The 16007-nt window shown below is 53.3% G+C and carries 15 protein-coding genes and 2 tRNA genes; 2 read left to right on the top strand and 15 right to left on the bottom strand.

Annotated elements, in window-relative coordinates; genetic code table 11:
* Positions 1 to 600 carry a recombination mediator RecR gene (gene recR / locus QY311_00135; protein ID WKZ27157.1) on the top strand — a complete coding sequence of 200 codons (600 nt, stop codon included), beginning with the start codon at positions 1 to 3 and terminating at the stop codon, positions 598 to 600.
* Positions 601 to 1063: 463 nt separating this feature from the next.
* Here recR and rplU read toward each other — a convergent pair whose 3' ends face one another.
* The 10 genes from rplU to QY311_00085 form a co-directional block, all read right to left on the bottom strand.
* Entirely contained in the window at positions 1064 to 1378 is a 315-nt protein-coding gene (gene rplU, locus QY311_00130) for a 50S ribosomal protein L21 (GenBank protein WKZ27156.1), read from the bottom strand.
* A gap of 270 nt (positions 1379 to 1648) precedes the next feature.
* Positions 1649 to 1723, bottom strand: a tRNA-Glu gene (locus QY311_00125).
* Between the two features lie 110 nt (positions 1724 to 1833).
* Complete coding sequence (murF, locus tag QY311_00120; protein WKZ27155.1) at positions 1834 to 3132, bottom strand: UDP-N-acetylmuramoyl-tripeptide--D-alanyl-D-alanine ligase; 1299 nt, start codon at positions 3130 to 3132, stop codon at positions 1834 to 1836.
* Between the two features lie 2 nt (positions 3133 to 3134).
* Positions 3135 to 4859: a penicillin-binding protein 2 gene (locus tag QY311_00115; GenBank protein WKZ27154.1), complete on the bottom strand. Its 1725-nt coding sequence runs from the start codon at positions 4857 to 4859 to the stop codon at positions 3135 to 3137.
* Positions 4860 to 4874: 15 nt separating this feature from the next.
* Positions 4875 to 5204, bottom strand: coding sequence for a hypothetical protein (locus QY311_00110; protein ID WKZ27153.1), 330 nt, complete (start codon positions 5202 to 5204; stop codon positions 4875 to 4877).
* Between the two features lie 27 nt (positions 5205 to 5231).
* On the bottom strand, positions 5232 to 6125 hold the full coding sequence (rsmH, locus tag QY311_00105) for a 16S rRNA (cytosine(1402)-N(4))-methyltransferase RsmH (GenBank protein WKZ27152.1): 894 nt from the start codon (positions 6123 to 6125) through the stop codon (positions 5232 to 5234).
* A gap of 3 nt (positions 6126 to 6128) precedes the next feature.
* Positions 6129 to 6563, bottom strand: a complete 435-nt coding sequence (mraZ, locus tag QY311_00100) for a division/cell wall cluster transcriptional repressor MraZ (GenBank protein ID WKZ27151.1) — start codon at positions 6561 to 6563, stop codon at positions 6129 to 6131.
* 878 nt (positions 6564 to 7441) lie between these two features.
* Positions 7442 to 7515, bottom strand: a tRNA-Val gene (locus tag QY311_00095).
* Positions 7515 to 8003 (bottom strand): hypothetical protein, encoded by a 489-nt coding sequence (locus tag QY311_00090; protein ID WKZ27150.1) that lies wholly within the window; start codon positions 8001 to 8003, stop codon positions 7515 to 7517. The genes QY311_00095 and QY311_00090 overlap by 1 nt, the downstream gene beginning before the upstream one ends.
* 2 nt (positions 8004 to 8005) lie before the next feature.
* Positions 8006 to 8152, bottom strand: coding sequence for a hypothetical protein (locus tag QY311_00085; GenBank protein WKZ27149.1), 147 nt, complete (start codon positions 8150 to 8152; stop codon positions 8006 to 8008).
* A 149-nt stretch (positions 8153 to 8301) separates the two neighbouring features.
* Between QY311_00085 and QY311_00080 the strand changes: the two genes are divergently transcribed.
* Positions 8302 to 10239 (top strand): hypothetical protein, encoded by a 1938-nt coding sequence (locus tag QY311_00080; protein WKZ27148.1) that lies wholly within the window; start codon positions 8302 to 8304, stop codon positions 10237 to 10239.
* A 68-nt stretch (positions 10240 to 10307) separates the two neighbouring features.
* On the opposite strand, the gene QY311_00075 is transcribed toward QY311_00080, so the two are convergent.
* The 5 genes from QY311_00075 to QY311_00055 all read right to left on the bottom strand — a co-directional run bounded on the left by QY311_00075 (position 10308) and on the right by QY311_00055 (position 15946).
* Entirely contained in the window at positions 10308 to 10865 is a 558-nt protein-coding gene (locus QY311_00075; GenBank protein WKZ27147.1) for a hypothetical protein, read from the bottom strand.
* Between the two features lie 170 nt (positions 10866 to 11035).
* Positions 11036 to 11401 (bottom strand): 50S ribosomal protein L7/L12, encoded by a 366-nt coding sequence (gene rplL / locus QY311_00070; protein WKZ27146.1) that lies wholly within the window; start codon positions 11399 to 11401, stop codon positions 11036 to 11038.
* 6 nt (positions 11402 to 11407) lie between these two features.
* Positions 11408 to 12049: a 50S ribosomal protein L10 gene (gene rplJ / locus QY311_00065; GenBank protein WKZ27145.1), complete on the bottom strand. Its 642-nt coding sequence runs from the start codon at positions 12047 to 12049 to the stop codon at positions 11408 to 11410.
* A gap of 535 nt (positions 12050 to 12584) precedes the next feature.
* Positions 12585 to 13559, bottom strand: a complete 975-nt coding sequence (mltG, locus tag QY311_00060) for an endolytic transglycosylase MltG (GenBank protein WKZ27144.1) — start codon at positions 13557 to 13559, stop codon at positions 12585 to 12587.
* Positions 13559 to 15946 carry a tetratricopeptide repeat protein gene (locus tag QY311_00055; GenBank protein ID WKZ27143.1) on the bottom strand — a complete coding sequence of 796 codons (2388 nt, stop codon included), beginning with the start codon at positions 15944 to 15946 and terminating at the stop codon, positions 13559 to 13561. Before QY311_00055 ends, mltG begins: the two co-directional genes overlap by 1 nt.
* Between the last annotated feature and the right edge of the window lie 61 nt (positions 15947 to 16007).

Below are 16007 nucleotides of genomic sequence, written 5' to 3'. Positions count from 1 at the left end.
ATGAACGAACACATCATCGCGCTCTCGCGCATGTTACAGAAGCTCCCCGGGGTTGGCCCGCGCCAAGCACTGCGTTTTGTGTTGGCACTCATGAACCACGATGAGCGCGATCTTGCTCTGCTGGGCGACGCCATTGCTCGCCTGAAAACCGCAGTACAAACATGCAAGACTTGCTTCAACATCTCTGACGGCGATGCGTGTAGGGTATGCGAGGATGCAAAACGAGACCCCTACACTATTTTGGTGCTTGAGAAAGTAACGGACCTTGAGTCCATTGAGCGCACCGGACTGTACCGTGGTCGGTACCACGTGCTTGGCGGCTCCATCCACCCCGCAGACGGCATTACTGCCGATAACCTACGCATTCACGAGCTCGTACAGCGGGTAGGTTCGTTAGCACACCCGGACCGCCCCGTAGAAGTTATATTAGCGACTAATGCCCACGCCCCGGGCGAAACCACTGCTTTGTATATTGAAAGCCTACTGCGCCCCTTAGAGCACGTACGCATCACGAAACTTGCTCGCGGCCTTTCATCTGGAACACACGTGGAGTATGCAGACGAGATGACGCTCAAAAACGCCCTCGATTTCAGAAAATAAAAGAGGCCAAGGACGAATCCTTGGCCAACAGCCCAGCACACTAGGTGCAGAGCGGCATCCGGGGAGGCTGTGGCGGGCGCGTGACGCGCACAGGAATGGCTAGCAGCGTCGTTACCTCTTCGGTAAGGGGCGCTGAGACCTTCTTACAGGTCGGGCACGCGAGGTGCATACCCACCATGGTGCGTGGCGTCTTACACGCCGGGCAGTTCACCAACCGACTCCCCCTCTCCGTTGATCTGGTTGAGAACGGAACGGCGCGCTGCTGCTTCCTGCGCCTGCTCCAGCGTTTTCCCACACTGTGAGCAGTTCATCACCCGCATGGGGGCGCGCTCGGAGGCGCTCGCCAGGGGCATTTCGCCCCCACAATGGGGGCACTGAATCCTCGCCATAACCCTCCTCTTCCCCCTATTGCTTTGGGGAGGGTTTATTATGCCATAGATGGCGCATAAACACAACATCTCCGTTATGCGGAGATGTTGGTGATTTTTACTTTCGTAAACGGCTGACGGTGGCCCTTCTTTTTGCGGTAACGAGTCTTCGCCTTGAAGCGGAAAACGATTTTCTTCTCTCCTTTACCCTGCTCAAGGATTTGCGCGGTTACCTTTGCTTTTGCGACGAGGGGCTGGCCTACGGAAATATCTTTGTCATCGGCCGTGAGAAGCACCTCTGAGAAAGTAACTTCTGAACCTTCGGCGGCATCAAGCTTTTCAATGTCAAGAATGTCGCCCACAGCGACTTTATATTGCTTGCCGCCCGTCTGAATAACAGCAAATGTCATAAGGCTCTATCATAGCAGAAACGCCTAAAAGGTCAAGAATTATGGAGGAGGGTCTAAATACATAAAAACCCCAAACGGGGTTTTTATGTATTTGTAGCCCCGACGGGATTTCTTTTCATCCGTCGCTCGCACGCGCTATAGCGCAGGCTCGCTCCTCCTTCAAAGCCGGGGTTCCTGAGAACGCCAAGCAGTTGGCGTTCTCGGATACCCTTCAAATCCAACAGGGTCTTAGTACATAAAAACTCCCCAGTGGGAGTCTTTATGTACTAGTAGCCCCGACGGGATTTGAACCCGTGTTACTAGAATGAGAATCTAGTGTCCTAGACCGGGCTAGACGACAGGGCCATATATGTATTTAACACACGAGCACCAGCCACGTCTTGGGACGACAGGCTTGTCTCGCCGAAGGCGGAGCCAGCGTACTAAAACGTCATCTAGTATGCCATAGGGTGGGCCTATGAGGCAAGCCAGTGGCCATATTGGCGCACGAGCAACTCCCGTGCCAATTGAGGCTCTGCCATGATTTCTTCCACCACTTTCTCCATGCGCATTCCTTGCGAGCCTTTCACAAGAACCAGATCCCCCTCTTCAAGAAGATCTTGCACCATGCGCTTTGCCTCATCTGCGGTATGCGCATACTGCACAGCACCCTGTGGCATCTGTTGCTCGGCGGTGCGCCCTATAAGCGCTGCGCGCTCACCAACACAAACTAAGCGCTGCGCAATGGCAGGAACCATCTGTCCGATCGCTTCGTGCGCTTCGATTGTGAAGCTTCCCAGCTCAAGCATATCGCCAAGCACAGCCACCTTTCGTTGCGCGGGCATATCGCGCAAGGTCTCAAGTGCCATACGCGTCGCCGCCGGAGCGGCATTATATGTATCATCAATAATGGTAGTGTGCTTAATGCCCGATAGAATGCGCAATCGTCCCGCAGGGGGGCGGTATGCGGAGAAAGCCTCGCTCATAGCAAGCGCGTTCACGTGGAGAATGTGCCCGACAGCAGCGGCCGCCGAAACAGCATAGCATGTGGTGCGCCCCAAAACTCCTGGTACACGTACGGGCACAAAACCACCGTCGTAGTGCAGCTTGCATACCATGCCACGGACTACGCCATCTTCAACCCACGGAGCTTCGTGGGAAAATGAAGCTGATGCGGTTTGTTGCGATCCAAATGTACGGACACGTGCCTTAGTAACAAGGCGCATATCGAGTACACGTGCGTCATCCGCGTTGAGGACGGCGTAATCTGAAGGCAGCAGCGCGTGCACTAAAGCGCTCTTTTCTCGTGCCACAGCATCGGGTGAGCGGAAGAATTCCACGTGTACAGGGATATCTCCAACCGCGGTCACCACTGAAATGTGCGGCTTAAAGAGATGAACAAGCCGAGCGATATCTTTTGGACGGTCTGCGCTATATTCGAGCACCAATGCCCGCGGATATGCTGAATTGCGCACAACACAATCACGAAGTGCGACGCCTATGACGCGCGCCCAGAAAGAAAATGAAGGGCCTTCGTGATAGTACACCTCTCCCCAATCGCCTAGGATAGAAAGGGGCAAGCCAATATCATTATTGAGATTTCCAGAGCTCGCTCGTACCGTCATGCGCGTACGCACCACGGTAGCGATTGCTTCTTTTGTTGACGTCTTTCCCACGTTGCCCGTAACACCGATGATGAGGGGCTTATAGCGCCACACGAGCACTCGTGCGAGCGCCTTGAGGATCATTTCAAGAGTAAGTCGTTTATAAGACATGGCTATCGTCGCGATGGTGGTACACTACCATAGGTCAGCAAAAATTGCATAATGTCTTTAAATGTTGGCACGAGGCTATTTGATGCAAAGGTAACGCCCTGCGGCCTATCGAGTTTGAGTAATACGGTATAGCGCGCATCATACGAAGGCGCAAATCCTACGAAGGTGTGTATGAAGATGCCATCGAGATATTTCCCGTCGGGTCCTGCAATCTGCGCCGTACCCGTCTTTCCCGCGATATCATATCCGCTAATGCGCCCGCCCGCGTCATAACCATTATCGACAACACTTGTGAGCATAGTCTGTAAGCGACTCGCGGTACGTTCAGAGAACGGAATCGAGACCACCTCTGGCTCTATCACATCTTCTTTCGTCCCTGTTATCACGCGATCCACAATGAGTGGGCGCATGAGTCTTCCACCATTTGCAATGGAGCTAAACGCGTTCACAAGCTGCAGTGGAGTAACGGCAATGCCTTGCCCGAATGAAGCTGTCATGGTGTTAATCTCGCGCCCTGAATAGAGGTTTGAGATATCGCCACTCACTTCACCAGGAAGATCAATGCCCGTCGGTTGGCCGAAGCCGAGATTGACCATGTATTCACGAAACTTCTCCGTGCCGATCAGTTTCGCCGCAAAAACCGTTCCCGTATTCAACGAAAGCTCCAAAACCTGCGTCATTGTCCGCGTCCCCGACGGCCGTTGCGTTGAATTCTTAATAACACGATCCGCCACTTCGACCGATCCCGTATCATAGTACGTCGTCTGAGGCGTAAGGACGTTCGTATCAAGACCAGCAGCCATCGTAAACGGCTTGAACGTAGAACCTGGCTCAAAAATGCTCTGCACGGAACTATTTAAAAATGCCTCCGTTTTACTCGTGCGATATTCGTTCGGATTAAACGTCGGACGATCTACCATTGCGAGAATACGCCCCGTGCGTGGATCTTGCACAATAGCTGAGCCTCCCGCCGCCTTCCATTTGGTAACTACGGCATCAAGCGCATTTTCAACATATGCCTGGATCGCATGATCGAGCGTGAGCACAATATCACGGGGTTGATCTGACTGCTCGGCGCGGGCACTTTCCCCTCCTATGAGAGATTTTATAATACTCACCGGATTCGTCGCGGCAAAGAAGCTCCGTCGTGAGAGAGAGCCGGAGAGCATGTGTTCAAATCGAGATTCAATACCATACTGCCCAGAGCGACCTCGGTCACTGTAGCCGACAAAGCCAAGCACATCAGCAGCAAGTGTGCCGCTTGGGTACTCGCGATCAAGTGCGTATGCGATACCAATACCAGGGAGCTCAAGATCAGTGACTGCGCGCGCCTGTTCTTCAGTGAGGCGATACGGCAAGGTGCGCTCTTTCCCTTCGCGATCTAAAAGCGCGATGAGAGAATCTTTACTGGCGCCCGTCACCGTTGCGAGCGCGTCAGCAATGCCATCGCGCAATTCGGGATCAACACTGCTTGTGCGCACTACCACAAAAGGAAATCGACGATTAACCGCCGCAATTGGACGGATGCCGCCAGCGTCTTGGAAAAAGATGCTACCTCTCGCAACGAGCGTAGTGGCTCGCTCTGATTGCGCGCGAGCTTGCTGCGCATATGTTTCGTGACGAACACCAGCAAGCACGACAAGGCGATACCCCGCAAGCGCAAAGGCGGCAAGAAATGCCGCCGTTAAGAGAACAACCCGCATGTGCTCATGTAAAACGCGCTTCATAGTGCAAAGCGAGCATTAGCGTCGCGCAACATTACTGGATTCAAACAAATGCACCGGCATTTGTGAAGCGACAAGCGCGTGGCGCTGAGCAAACGAGGACAGTTGCTCTGGCTCTTCTGCCGCAAACGACTCTGTGAGCAATGCGCCGCGTTGTGCAGCAAGCGCAACGGTTTCACGCTGAAGCTCGCCAACACGTAGCGTGTGTGTTGCTACCCGATTCGATTGCACAACATAGAGCCCAGCACAAAGCGCTATCACAGCGATGAATGTCAGGTTGCACCGAACAACAAGTTTAGAAAATGGTGAAAAAGGATTCGAACGACGCACGGGCGTCGGGAGAGGCATTCCTACCCTCCCTAGCTACGAACACATCTACTCTGCTTTCTGAAACAACTTTAACTTCGCACTCCGCGCTCGAGGATTTCGCTTTACTTCTTCCCATGCGGGTCGAAGGGTCGCTCGCGTCACCCACGAACCTCTTCCTCCTGCAACCGCTGCCTTGAATGCCTCTCTGACAATGCGGTCCTCCATGCCTTGGAAGGAGATTACCGCTAATCGTCCGCCGGGATTCAAAACATCGATTGCAGCTCGAACACCGTTCGCAACCGATGACAGCTCGTCATTGATGGCGACACGGAGTGCTTGAAATGTTTTGGTGGCACAGTGCAACTTGCGATGCCGGTACCACGCGGGAACTGCGCTTTCAATGACCCGCACCAGGTCAAACGTCGTCCGAATGGGCGTCGCCGACCTGGCACGAACCACTGCGTATGCGATTGCGTCTGCAAACTGTTCCTGGCCATACGTCGCCAGTATGCGCTCTAGCTCATCAACGGGTGCGGTGTTCAAAAGAACCGCAGCCGTCGTAGGATTTGTCTCGGGCTGAAAGCGCATATCAAGCGGCTCATCACGCATAAATGAGAATCCCCTGCCACTCACTTCGTAGTGCCACGAAGAAAGGCCGAGATCCATAAGAATTGCATCGGGCGGAAAGGCATGATCAGCAACAAGCTGCGCAAGGTTCGCGTAGCTGTCGTTCACCACGATGATCTGTCGAGCAACCTCTGGGCGGCGTTCCGGCAACTGTGCAACTTGCACCGGATCAAGCTCAATGCCCAAAATGCGAATGCCTGGGTAGCGTTCCAACACCGCAGCGGTGTGGCCTGCGCCATCAAGGGTCGCATCAATGAATCGCTTTTCAGGATTCAGATTGAGGTGCGTGATAACTTCTTCTAAAAGAACTGGCGTATGTACGTGCTCCGTCATACGTTAGATACCCCCCAATTCACCAAGCTTTTCTGCAATGCGATCAGAGTTCTTCTCAAGCTGCTGCTTGGTGCGCTCCCACGCATCAGCGTCCCAAATTTCCAATCGCTTATAGAGCCCAGCAACGACAACTGAACGATTCAGTCCTGCATAGCTTTTTAAGTGATCAGGAAGGAGAACGCGACCGAGGGAATCAAACTCCACTTCGGTGGCACCGGAGAGCATCAATCGCGCGAACGATCGACTATCCCCTTGTGTCACGGGTAGGTTTGCAATGCGTTCCGCGAGAGCTTCCCATTGCTGAATGGGAAAAACGAAGAGACATGCATCAACGCCACGAGTGACGACGGCGCGCTCTCCGAGTTCACGGCGGAATTTTGAAGGAATCGCAAGACGCTTCTTGGCATCAATCGTGTGTTGGTATTCACCAATAAGCATGTTTTGCGATGTAACACTTCTTCCCACTTACAAACACTACATGGTCATTATACCCCACCGAGCAGAGACGCAAATATAGAAATGTGCATAAGTAAAAACACCCCGCGACCATTCGCCTTTTTAGCGAAGATCGCGGGGTGTGCAGGAGCCCTACCAGCCGGGCTGGGGGCTGCGCGCAAGCATTTCCTGCGCGCGATACATCAGAAAGAGCAGATACCCCGCCAACGGGCCAAGGCCAGCAAGTATCAGCAGGATTCCCACCGGAGAGATCGACCTTTCGGGCCGCATAGTGCCCTCCTTTGCCAGCTCATGAGCGGCCGAGCCGCTCCTTCAGTCTTGTCACTTCCTGTAGGGAAAGCTGGACTTCACCCGATTTGCGACGCTTCTCTTCAAGATCGTGCTCAACCACCGCAACGCACTCGTCGCACGGTGGTCCGGACCCAGAACGCGACGGTCCGGCGCAAATGAGTGAGCCGCATCGATCTTGGTGCTTCCGTACGCACAGCTCCCGTGCGAGTTTACGAACGTACGCCCGCCATTCTTCTGGCTTCATGCCGTTCCTCCTAGGGCGCCAATGCGACAAGCGCCGCGAGAGCGATGATGATTACCCACGCCGAAACGCGACCACTTCGCTCATCGCTTTCGATGTTCTGATCTTTCGACATTCCTCACCTCCTAGTGGGCGCACCTGGACTCGGTCTCGCCTCTCGCCCCGACCAGCCGTCGGGGCTCGGGTCTGCCTGACGGCAGATGAACTAACCACCGCCTCGCGGTGTTGCCAGCTGGCAACACATCGCTCCGGCGTTCGAGCCAGGTGCTTAAACTATTTAAGAATACCCAACGGCCAGCAGTGGCCGTCGTGTATTCTTGCCTCCTAGTGGGCGCACCTGGACTCGAACCAGGGACCTTTGCAATGTGAATGCAACGCTCTAACCAGCTGAGCTATGCGCCCTAAATACCAAGCTTATTTATGAGCTTCTCGTGAGGCCCCTCAAGGAGCACACGCACGAAACGATCAAACATGCCGAAACGGTACATGAACTCTTCCCTATCCATAATACCAAACTTTATTTCCTTGCCCACTTCTGCTTCGAGTGATTTCAGAAACGCGGCAAGCTTCTGTTTGCTCAAATCATCAGCAACCAGAAAAAGATCAGTCGGTGAATTTGTATCAATGAGTGCGCTCTGATCGGGCGTGTTGAGAAAAACACCAGAGATCACCGCGAGCTTCACGCGTCCCAGTGCTGCAATGCGGCGCGTGAGCTCGCCACGTTCTGCAGGAGATGGTTTTAAAATGAGCGCGTGTAGTTCATTAAAGAATGCGAACTCTTTGTTCACGGCATACGTTGGCCCTGGCGTCACGACGCGCGGACGCGCAACACGCTTCTTCGCATGAGTTTTTTTCTTTTTTACGATACGAGTTCGTTTCTTTGGCGACATAATTATGAGCCGTTATTGATGCGCCGTACCAAATGCATACTCTCAAGAATGGCAAGCTCCTTTTTCACCACTTCTTCAGATTCCTGTGTCCGCTGCACAATATCGCGAAAGGTAAATTGCTCCGGATGTGTCCGAAAAATAAATTTCAAAATTTTGACTCTCGCACGCGAGCCAAACAGGTTATCCAGAACGCTCTTTGACATATGGTCCGACGTTTCAGTAGAATGCAAGAGAACCATTATGCGCTACTGAAAAGACACCGCGCAGTCTAGCGTAGGAGCTCTGAAAAGTAAACCCCATGGAAAAAATCACTTTAAAGCCGATTGCCCACGAAATCTCTATCTCCGGCGCGAACCCCGAAGGACCAGCAGACGCATTCTCATACAGCCCCGACGAACAAGACAGCACCCGCATGTTGGGCAACCTCTACGTTGTCGGCAACATTAGCCACCCCACTGACGATCTCGCCTATGCGCTTAACCTCATCGCCGCACTCGCAAAGCGGGAATATTATGCACGCCCAGGTATCGCCATCAAAGAAGCGTTCGCAAACACGTTGCGCAAAGTAAACGAAGTCGTCTCTGAACTCTTCGAAAATAACGGCGCGAAGATCAATATGGGCATCTTTGCCATCGCTGATGGTTCGCTCCTCATTTCAAAGCTAGGAAAGTTTAAACTATTTCTTGCTCGCTCAGGGGGTATTGTTGATGTACTCAATAACGTAGAGCATTTTGAAAAAGACGCGGACGGCACCGGAAGCCAGTTCTCAAATATTATCTCTGGCAAAGTGCAGGAGCATGATCGTCTCCTCGCGCTCTTCCCTAATCGCTCACTCACCACGCGAGAACGCTTCGTGAAGAGTGATTTCGATAAACTCGACAAAGACGCCTTTATCGCAAAGCTCGCCGCTATTCGTGAGCAGAAAGATACGTTTTCTTGCGCGGCACTCTACATTACGGTGCAAAAGATACGCGAAATAACGGCGCCAGCGCCTTCATTCGTTCCCGAACCACAGCAACAGCAGGTCCGCTTTGCACAGGCTCCCCAACAACACGAGACCCCTCCCATCGCACAACCAACGTCGCTCGGAGCAGAAGAAGCAATCCCGCGCATTATCCCCTCTGAGTTTTCATTGGGCCGCAAAAAGAGTCCTTTTGTAGCATTTTTCCGACGCCTTGGCCTCACTGACCTGAACCCACGCTCTCGCGCCATCGCCCTCGCGCTCACGATTACCGTCATTGTCGGCGGCACACTGTTTGTGCGCTCACTCGTAACACCTTCTGCAGAAGAAGAAGCCCTCGCAGCAGTCATTGCCGATGTACGAAACCAAGTAAAGATCGCAAAGACGAAAGTGAGCCAGAACCAGATCCCCGAAGCACGCGCACTTTTAGGCGCCTCACTTGTTGCTCTTAATCCATTTCTCACCGAAGAGGACGCCGCGCCCGCGGCAAAAGAAATGCGCTCCGAGCTTTTCAGTGAACTGAACACGTTGGATCAAGCAAAGTTAGCAGAACCACAGCTCGCTTTTGATAACAGCAAAGAAGAGGCAAAAATTAGGCATATCGCCGCGCAGAATGGCCTCTATATCTACCGAACTACAGAAACCGTAGGCACGCTCAATGCGATCAGTACCGGTAGCATTGCGGACGCTATCACCGTCCCCGCTAACGCAACCGCGCTCACGGGAAGCGATTCTCTACATACCGTTATCGCAGGAACCAGCGCGGCAGCAGTGAAAGGCCAGAGCGTTACTCCCATCACCCTCTCCACATCACTCGCACACCTTGAACAATTTGGCGACAATCTCTACGGCGTAGCAAACGGCACCATTATGCGCATTGTAGGGGCCGCACAAGGCAAGGGGTCAGCAAGTGCGTGGCTCAAGAGTGGCGCTGCACTTCCTGCAGACGTGGTAGATATCGCCATTGATGGCAACATCTACGCCGTGACCACCACGGGCACCCTACTCACCTACTACAAAGGTGAACGCACTGCAGAGGTGAGCACGGGCCTCCCCGTCTCTCCTGCATCACAGCTATTTACGGGCGTGGATCTCCCCTATGTGTATATCCTCGACACCGTTCTCAACCGCCTCTATCTTATAGATAAAAAGAGTGGCTCTCTCTTTAAGACCATCACCTTCCCCGAAGACCATGCCGTAGTTACTGCAACAGTACACCCCAACGGCTCACTCTTCTACCTGACTGACGACCAAAAAGTCTGGCAGGTACAGTAAAAAACGAACGCGTAAAAATGAAAACGCCAGTGAAGATCTCTCTTCACTGGCGTTGCCCGTTATGGGCGCTAGTCGGGGTCGTAGGCCGGCACAGCGTTCTTGGGCGGCAGAAGATCCTTGTAGGATTTCGGAAGGGGTTGCCCACGAAAATCGGCGACCAACTTCATCACCCCCCAGAAAGTTTCCTTCGCCTCCGCAGCCTCGGCCTGAGCCTTGTGAACCCAGGCAGCGTGGCAATCAGCATACCATTTGGCCATGCGCTCAGGGTCTTTCTCAAGCTCCGCAGGAGCCTTCATGTCAAGCCCGACGCCTCCCCTTTGGATGACGATGATCTGTCGGTACGCCTCATCCAGCTCTTTCGCGCGCTTCTCAAGCCCGGCCTGAATTTCGTAATAGCCCATTCCGAAGAGCAGTTTCTTCGCGAAGAACAACTGCTCTTCCACCTCACGAAACAACGAGAGGCAGAATGCGAGAAGGACAAAGCTAAAGAGCGCGAGACCATGTAATGCCGATTTGAAGTCTTCGGGCTTCCAGCTCACCGTCACAGCGGCGAAGAGTACTGTGTAGCAAAATGTGGCGATCAGACTCCTCGGAATCTGAGACAAGCGCCTCAACAACTTTTTCATACGTCACCTCGTGAGTGCTCCTTAGCACTATGCCAACAGCAGTTTTTCTGCCGTCGAAGTGTTTTTCACTTTAAGGAACTAGCTGCATATTGTACAACATATAAAGTATTAACACAAGCCCCCATACATAAAGCCCCTTGCGGGGCTTTATGTCTTACCTGTGTAGTGACTTATTTGAGGTCTACCGTTGCGCCGGCATCCATCAATTTCTTCTTCATATCTTCTGCATCTGCTTTCTTCACTTCTTCCTTGACGGTTGCAGGGACGTTGTCGGTCATGTCCTTCACTTCTTTGAGGCCGAGGCCGGTCAATTCGCGGAGAACTTTAATGACCTGAATCTTCTGCTCGCCAGCATTGGTGAGCACCACGGTGAAGGAATCCTTCTCTTCACCCGCTGCTGCGCCACCTGCTGCTGGTGCTGCCATGGCAAATGCCGCGGCGGAGACACCGAACTTCTCTTCGAGCCCCTTGACGAGCTCGTTGAGCTCGCTGACGCTCATCTTTTCAATGTGTTCAATAAATGTTGCTTTGTCCATACGTGGTTATTCAGCAGCAGGCGTTTCGCTTACTGCAGGTGCTTCTGCCGGTGTTTCTGCGGGTGCTTCCGCTGACACATCCGGAGCAGGAGCGGCTTCTTCAACTACTGGAGCTGCCGGTTCCGCTACGGGCGCTGGAGCTGGTGCGGCAGGTTGCTTATCAGCAATCTGCTGGAGCACCATAGCGAGCGAGCGAATCGGATACTGGAGCATGCCCAAGAGGCGCACAACGAGCTCTTCGCGTGATGGCATGGTAGCCATTTCAGCGAGCAATTCTGGCGTGATGTAACCATCACCCCATGCACTGTAGAGCTTGAGTGCTTCGTGTTCTTTGGCAAACTTGTAGATTTCTCGTGCGACAGCGTATTGATCCCCCTCTGCAAGCGCGATTCCGACGGAACCGTTCATGCCAAAGACGTCAACGCCGTCATAGTTCAAGTCGCGGGATGCGATATCAACCAAGCTTTTCTTCGCAATCAGGAACTCTGCCCCAATCTTACGAAGTGCACGCTTGAGTTGCTGCATCTCTGCAACCGACAATCCCTTTTCCCCATCACGCGCAAACGTGGTGAAGATACGAATTGTTGCTTTCGGGAGCTTCTCCTTTAAGAGGGAAAGCTCAGTTGCCTTCTGTGTTCGTGTTTTCATGGTACAAACTACGGTTTATGCTACGCGCTTCGACCAATAAAAAAGCCTGCGCGCAGCCGCAGACTCTATGAAGAGTGTGTTCCTCGGCGGGTCTTACTTATCCGTCATCGCTTTATGCGAAAAAGGATGGACGCCCGCTGTCTACGGCTTACCTATAAGTATACAAAAAACCTGCAAAAATGCAAGGGACCAGAAGCGCTTGCCCTCTTATTGAGTGCATACCGCCCAAAGACTCAGCACGCTGTCGCCGCCTTACTGGCGGCGCAGCTAGTTCTCGCACCGTCGTGCTCCGAAATGCTTCGCGTATTGGGTTGTATGCACTCCTTAGTAACTTCTTTGCGAGTAAAAAAGAACACCGCAAGTCCTCGGTTCTACCCTCTCGCAGCCCGAACGGTAAGGATTGCTCCTTAGTATAAGGTGAGGGCGAGTAGGAGCGCGAGCATTCGCAGGATGCTCGACGCGTGGTAGAGAGAGGACTTGCGGTGTGCTTCTCTATGTTCAGTCTTTGGGTGGGAATTTGCGATACGCGCCCCTTTTAAATCCCCAGATACTTCGCACGGTTACGTACATGCTCCGCATACGTTTCAGTAAAAATAACCCTACTGCCGTCGCGTGGCGAGAGATAATATAAATATTTTGATGCCTTCGGATGCTCCGCCGCCTTAATTGCTAGAGCTCCCGGGTTGGCAATGGGCCCCTCTGGAAGCCCTCTGCGCGTATACGTGTTATACGGCGAATCTATGGCAGTTTCACGCCCAACGGGTACATTGGTCACATCGCATATATCGCGCATCCCCTGGGCCTTCCAGGAGCGCATACAGGCACCGTAGATGACAGTGGCGTCTAGCTGGAGTGGCATGCCGAGTTTTATGCGGTTTTGAATCACGCCCGCGATCAGCTCAAGCTCCTCTTGCGTCTTGCCCTCTTTCTCAAGCATGGAAGCAATGATAAGCGTATCGTCGCGTGGGAACCCTGCTTTGGCACGGAAATTCTCCTGCATCACGCGACCCATCTCCGCAACACTTGTCCCCGGAAGAAAACGGTACGTGTCAGGAAAGAATGTCCCCTCCTCTTGATACCACTCTTTTGCAAATGCGCCGCGTGTGATAAGGCCGGCCGCCGCCAACTGGCGATCAACCTCCCAGATATTCATACCTTCATAAATTAATACGCCGATATCTTCTGGTTCTGCACGCCCAGCTGCCATTTTTAGCGCGATATCCCAAGCGCTCTCTTCTCGTGGGTCAATGATGTAGCGCCCAGCCCGCAAATTCCCGTCCTCTCCCAATCCACGCACTAAAAGCGAAAAGAGGAGAGACGAACGCACAACGCCCGCACTTTCAAGCGTGCGGGCGATTGCGTCAGTGCCCAGACCCTTCGCAATAGAAATCTCACGCGGCATGCCGCCAGTGGGCACCGCGAGAGCGTACACGAGAGCAAGAATAAATGCTCCCGTGACGCTCCATGCAAGTGCTGCCTTCTGTGAAATGCGAATGCGGGGGATGTTCATTACAGCGGTTGTTCGTCAAGCGCCCCATCGGGCCCAATCGTTGCTAGCCCTTGCTCAAGTTGCGCAAGCTTATCCTGAACCGTCTTGTTATCTTTATTCGCCTCAAGAGCCAGAATGCGCTTCACTTGTTCAATGGCTTCAGGAAGCCTCTTCTGCTCCTCTAAGATAAGCGCGAGATACCAGCGCGCATTGCTGAAGTCCGGGGAGATAAGTACTGCGCGCTCAAATGCAGTGATAGCATCGTTTTTGCGATCATCACGATAGTACAAGAGCCCAAGCTCAAAGAGAATGCTCGCGTTGTTGGCATTCGCCGGTGCAATACGTTCTAGCTCACGAACAGCCTCTTTCACCTTTCCTTGACGATCATAAACTGCGCCAAGGTTGTAGATTGCCTGCCCAAAGTTTGGAGACACCTCAATTGCTTTTTTGAAGTGCTCCTCTGCCTTAATCAACGAAGCTTCGGCCTCAGCACTAAAGCGTGCGGCGTTTGCTCCCCCACTGCGGGCAAGTTGACGCGTCAAGTCCGCTTTTGCCAGATACATCGTGCCAAGCTGGTTGCTAAATGTTGGATCTCCTGGACGTAAATCTGCCGTTTTCTTATAAGCATCCTCTGCGAGACCATCTGCGTTTTCAAGCACGCCCAAAAGCTGCTGGTAGGTTGTTGCGAGCGTAAACCAGTTCAGTGAGTCTGAAGAGTCAGCTTCTGTCGCACGTCGGGCTGCACCAATAGCATTATTCACCGCGGTCTGAATGCGCGCTTGGCGCTCGGCGTCTTGCGATCCAGCAGGAGCGTTTATTTCCGTCCCAATAATAGCGAGTTGCCTCTGTGCAATTGCACGAAGGTAGCGATCGGTGTCGGGCGCCCATGCTAGCGCTCGCGCCATGCGCTCACTTGCCTCGGTGTTATCCGTTACGCGTACTGCTTTTGCGAATTGCACATCGCCCGTATACGCAGATGCTACAAAATATCCGCCAGTTAGCACGCTAATGAGAACCGTAATGAAGCCCAGTGAAGCAGCAAGCGACCACGCTGGACGCTCCTCAATATGAATGAGCTCTTCGCGATCTGCGGCCGCCGCAAGCGCCACTAATGCCAACACAAGGAAGAACGTGCCCATCAACGTTCCCTCAAATGAGAAGAGGAAAAAGCCCACAAGCATCGCGACTGCCGTGCTAAACACTGCACCGTGCACTGCCTCGTCGCTTTGCGTCCGACGCGCCATGCGCGCTAGTGCGAGTGTTAGCATCCACACCATCGCACCGAGTGCCAAAATGCCCACGGCTCCCTGTTCTACTATCATCGTCATTGCTTCAGAAGTACCCGAGAGGAAGCGAATGTCGCCAAGCGTCGTTTGCGCCAAGCGCTGTGCGCCAAAACGGTCAAATGCAAGAAGGAAGTTCTCCTGGCCAAAGCCGGAAATGAGGTTCTTGCCGAACGTCTTCATCATGACGTCCCACGAAAGGCTAAACGAAGGAGCAACTTCGACAGGGAGTGCGTTACGGACCGCGGGGACTGAAAAGTTCACAATAAGGAGAAATACTCCCAACACGACAACCGTCATGGGCAAGAGGAAGTGCGCCATGCGAAATGTGCGCGCGCCCATGCGCAATGACGCAACGCTGTCCCAGATGATAAGGCCGACCATGCCCGCAATGGCGGCGGTCCAGAAGATCCACCAGTTTAGGATGACCAAGATTGCCAAGCTCACCAGCACGCCAATCATTGCGAGGTTTACTTTTTCAAATCGAGGCAACGGCAAGCGAAGCTTCGCAAACAGTGGCAGTGAAAATGCCGCGAACATACCCAGCGCATTCACTGAGCCAACAGTGTTGAATGCACGCGAGCTAAACGCAGCGGCGCCCAAAAGATAAATCTCCAGCAACTGCAGAAGCCCAATAATGAGCGCGAGTAGCGCGCCCCCACCAAAGACTTGCGCAAGGCGTCGCCCACGATCGTCAAACACATGCAATGCTACACAGGCCAACGCGGAGAGCGCAATGATACTCGTCAGCGAGCCAGCGAAACCGATGCCGTTTCCAAATAAGCTCTTTTCTGGCGACACGGAAAACACCGTCGCAAGAATCCCCGCACCGATGAACGCGGCAAGAATCGTGAGAACGGGAGACATGCGTACACGCAGTGTGCCAGAAACCACAATCCCTAAAAACCATGCGATCAGCGCAAGACTCGCCGCAACCACTACCAACACGAATTTATTCGCCTCAACTGCCGCCGTTGTCACGGGAAGCACAAACAGCGGGAGCAGAAACGCGAATACAAGTACCGCCCACTTTGCAATGGCGCGATATATCCCCTCTTCCTGCCCGCGCTCAACGCGCGGAGCCGACGCAGTCAGTACTGCATCGGGCATGCCATACATATTCATGAAATACGCACTATTGTGCGCCTCCGCACGGGTGCATTCGGTCCGTACGCAGACACGCAAT

The organism is Candidatus Paceibacterota bacterium (assembly GCA_030583765.1).
Taxonomy (GTDB): domain Bacteria; phylum Patescibacteriota; class Minisyncoccia; order 2-02-FULL-40-12; family GWA2-44-9.
Note: the sequence above shows the minus strand (reverse complement) of the source record. Positions and strands in the feature narration are given on the sequence as shown.

Coding starts and splice junctions, on each gene's coding strand:
- recR (WKZ27157.1), top strand. CDS start 1: ATGAACGAACACATCATCGCGCTCTCGCGCATGTTACAGAAGCTCCCC.
- rplU (WKZ27156.1), bottom strand. CDS start 1,378: ATGACATTTGCTGTTATTCAGACGGGCGGCAAGCAATATAAAGTCGCT.
- murF (WKZ27155.1), bottom strand. CDS start 3,132: ATGTCTTATAAACGACTTACTCTTGAAATGATCCTCAAGGCGCTCGCA.
- QY311_00115 (WKZ27154.1), bottom strand. CDS start 4,859: ATGAAGCGCGTTTTACATGAGCACATGCGGGTTGTTCTCTTAACGGCG.
- QY311_00110 (WKZ27153.1), bottom strand. CDS start 5,204: ATGCCTCTCCCGACGCCCGTGCGTCGTTCGAATCCTTTTTCACCATTT.
- rsmH (WKZ27152.1), bottom strand. CDS start 6,125: ATGACGGAGCACGTACATACGCCAGTTCTTTTAGAAGAAGTTATCACG.
- mraZ (WKZ27151.1), bottom strand. CDS start 6,563: ATGCTTATTGGTGAATACCAACACACGATTGATGCCAAGAAGCGTCTT.
- QY311_00090 (WKZ27150.1), bottom strand. CDS start 8,003: ATGTCGCCAAAGAAACGAACTCGTATCGTAAAAAAGAAAAAAACTCAT.
- QY311_00080 (WKZ27148.1), top strand. CDS start 8,302: ATGGAAAAAATCACTTTAAAGCCGATTGCCCACGAAATCTCTATCTCC.
- QY311_00075 (WKZ27147.1), bottom strand. CDS start 10,865: ATGAAAAAGTTGTTGAGGCGCTTGTCTCAGATTCCGAGGAGTCTGATC.
- rplL (WKZ27146.1), bottom strand. CDS start 11,401: ATGGACAAAGCAACATTTATTGAACACATTGAAAAGATGAGCGTCAGC.
- rplJ (WKZ27145.1), bottom strand. CDS start 12,049: ATGAAAACACGAACACAGAAGGCAACTGAGCTTTCCCTCTTAAAGGAG.
- mltG (WKZ27144.1), bottom strand. CDS start 13,559: ATGAACATCCCCCGCATTCGCATTTCACAGAAGGCAGCACTTGCATGG.
- QY311_00055 (WKZ27143.1), bottom strand. CDS start 15,946: ATGAATATGTATGGCATGCCCGATGCAGTACTGACTGCGTCGGCTCCG.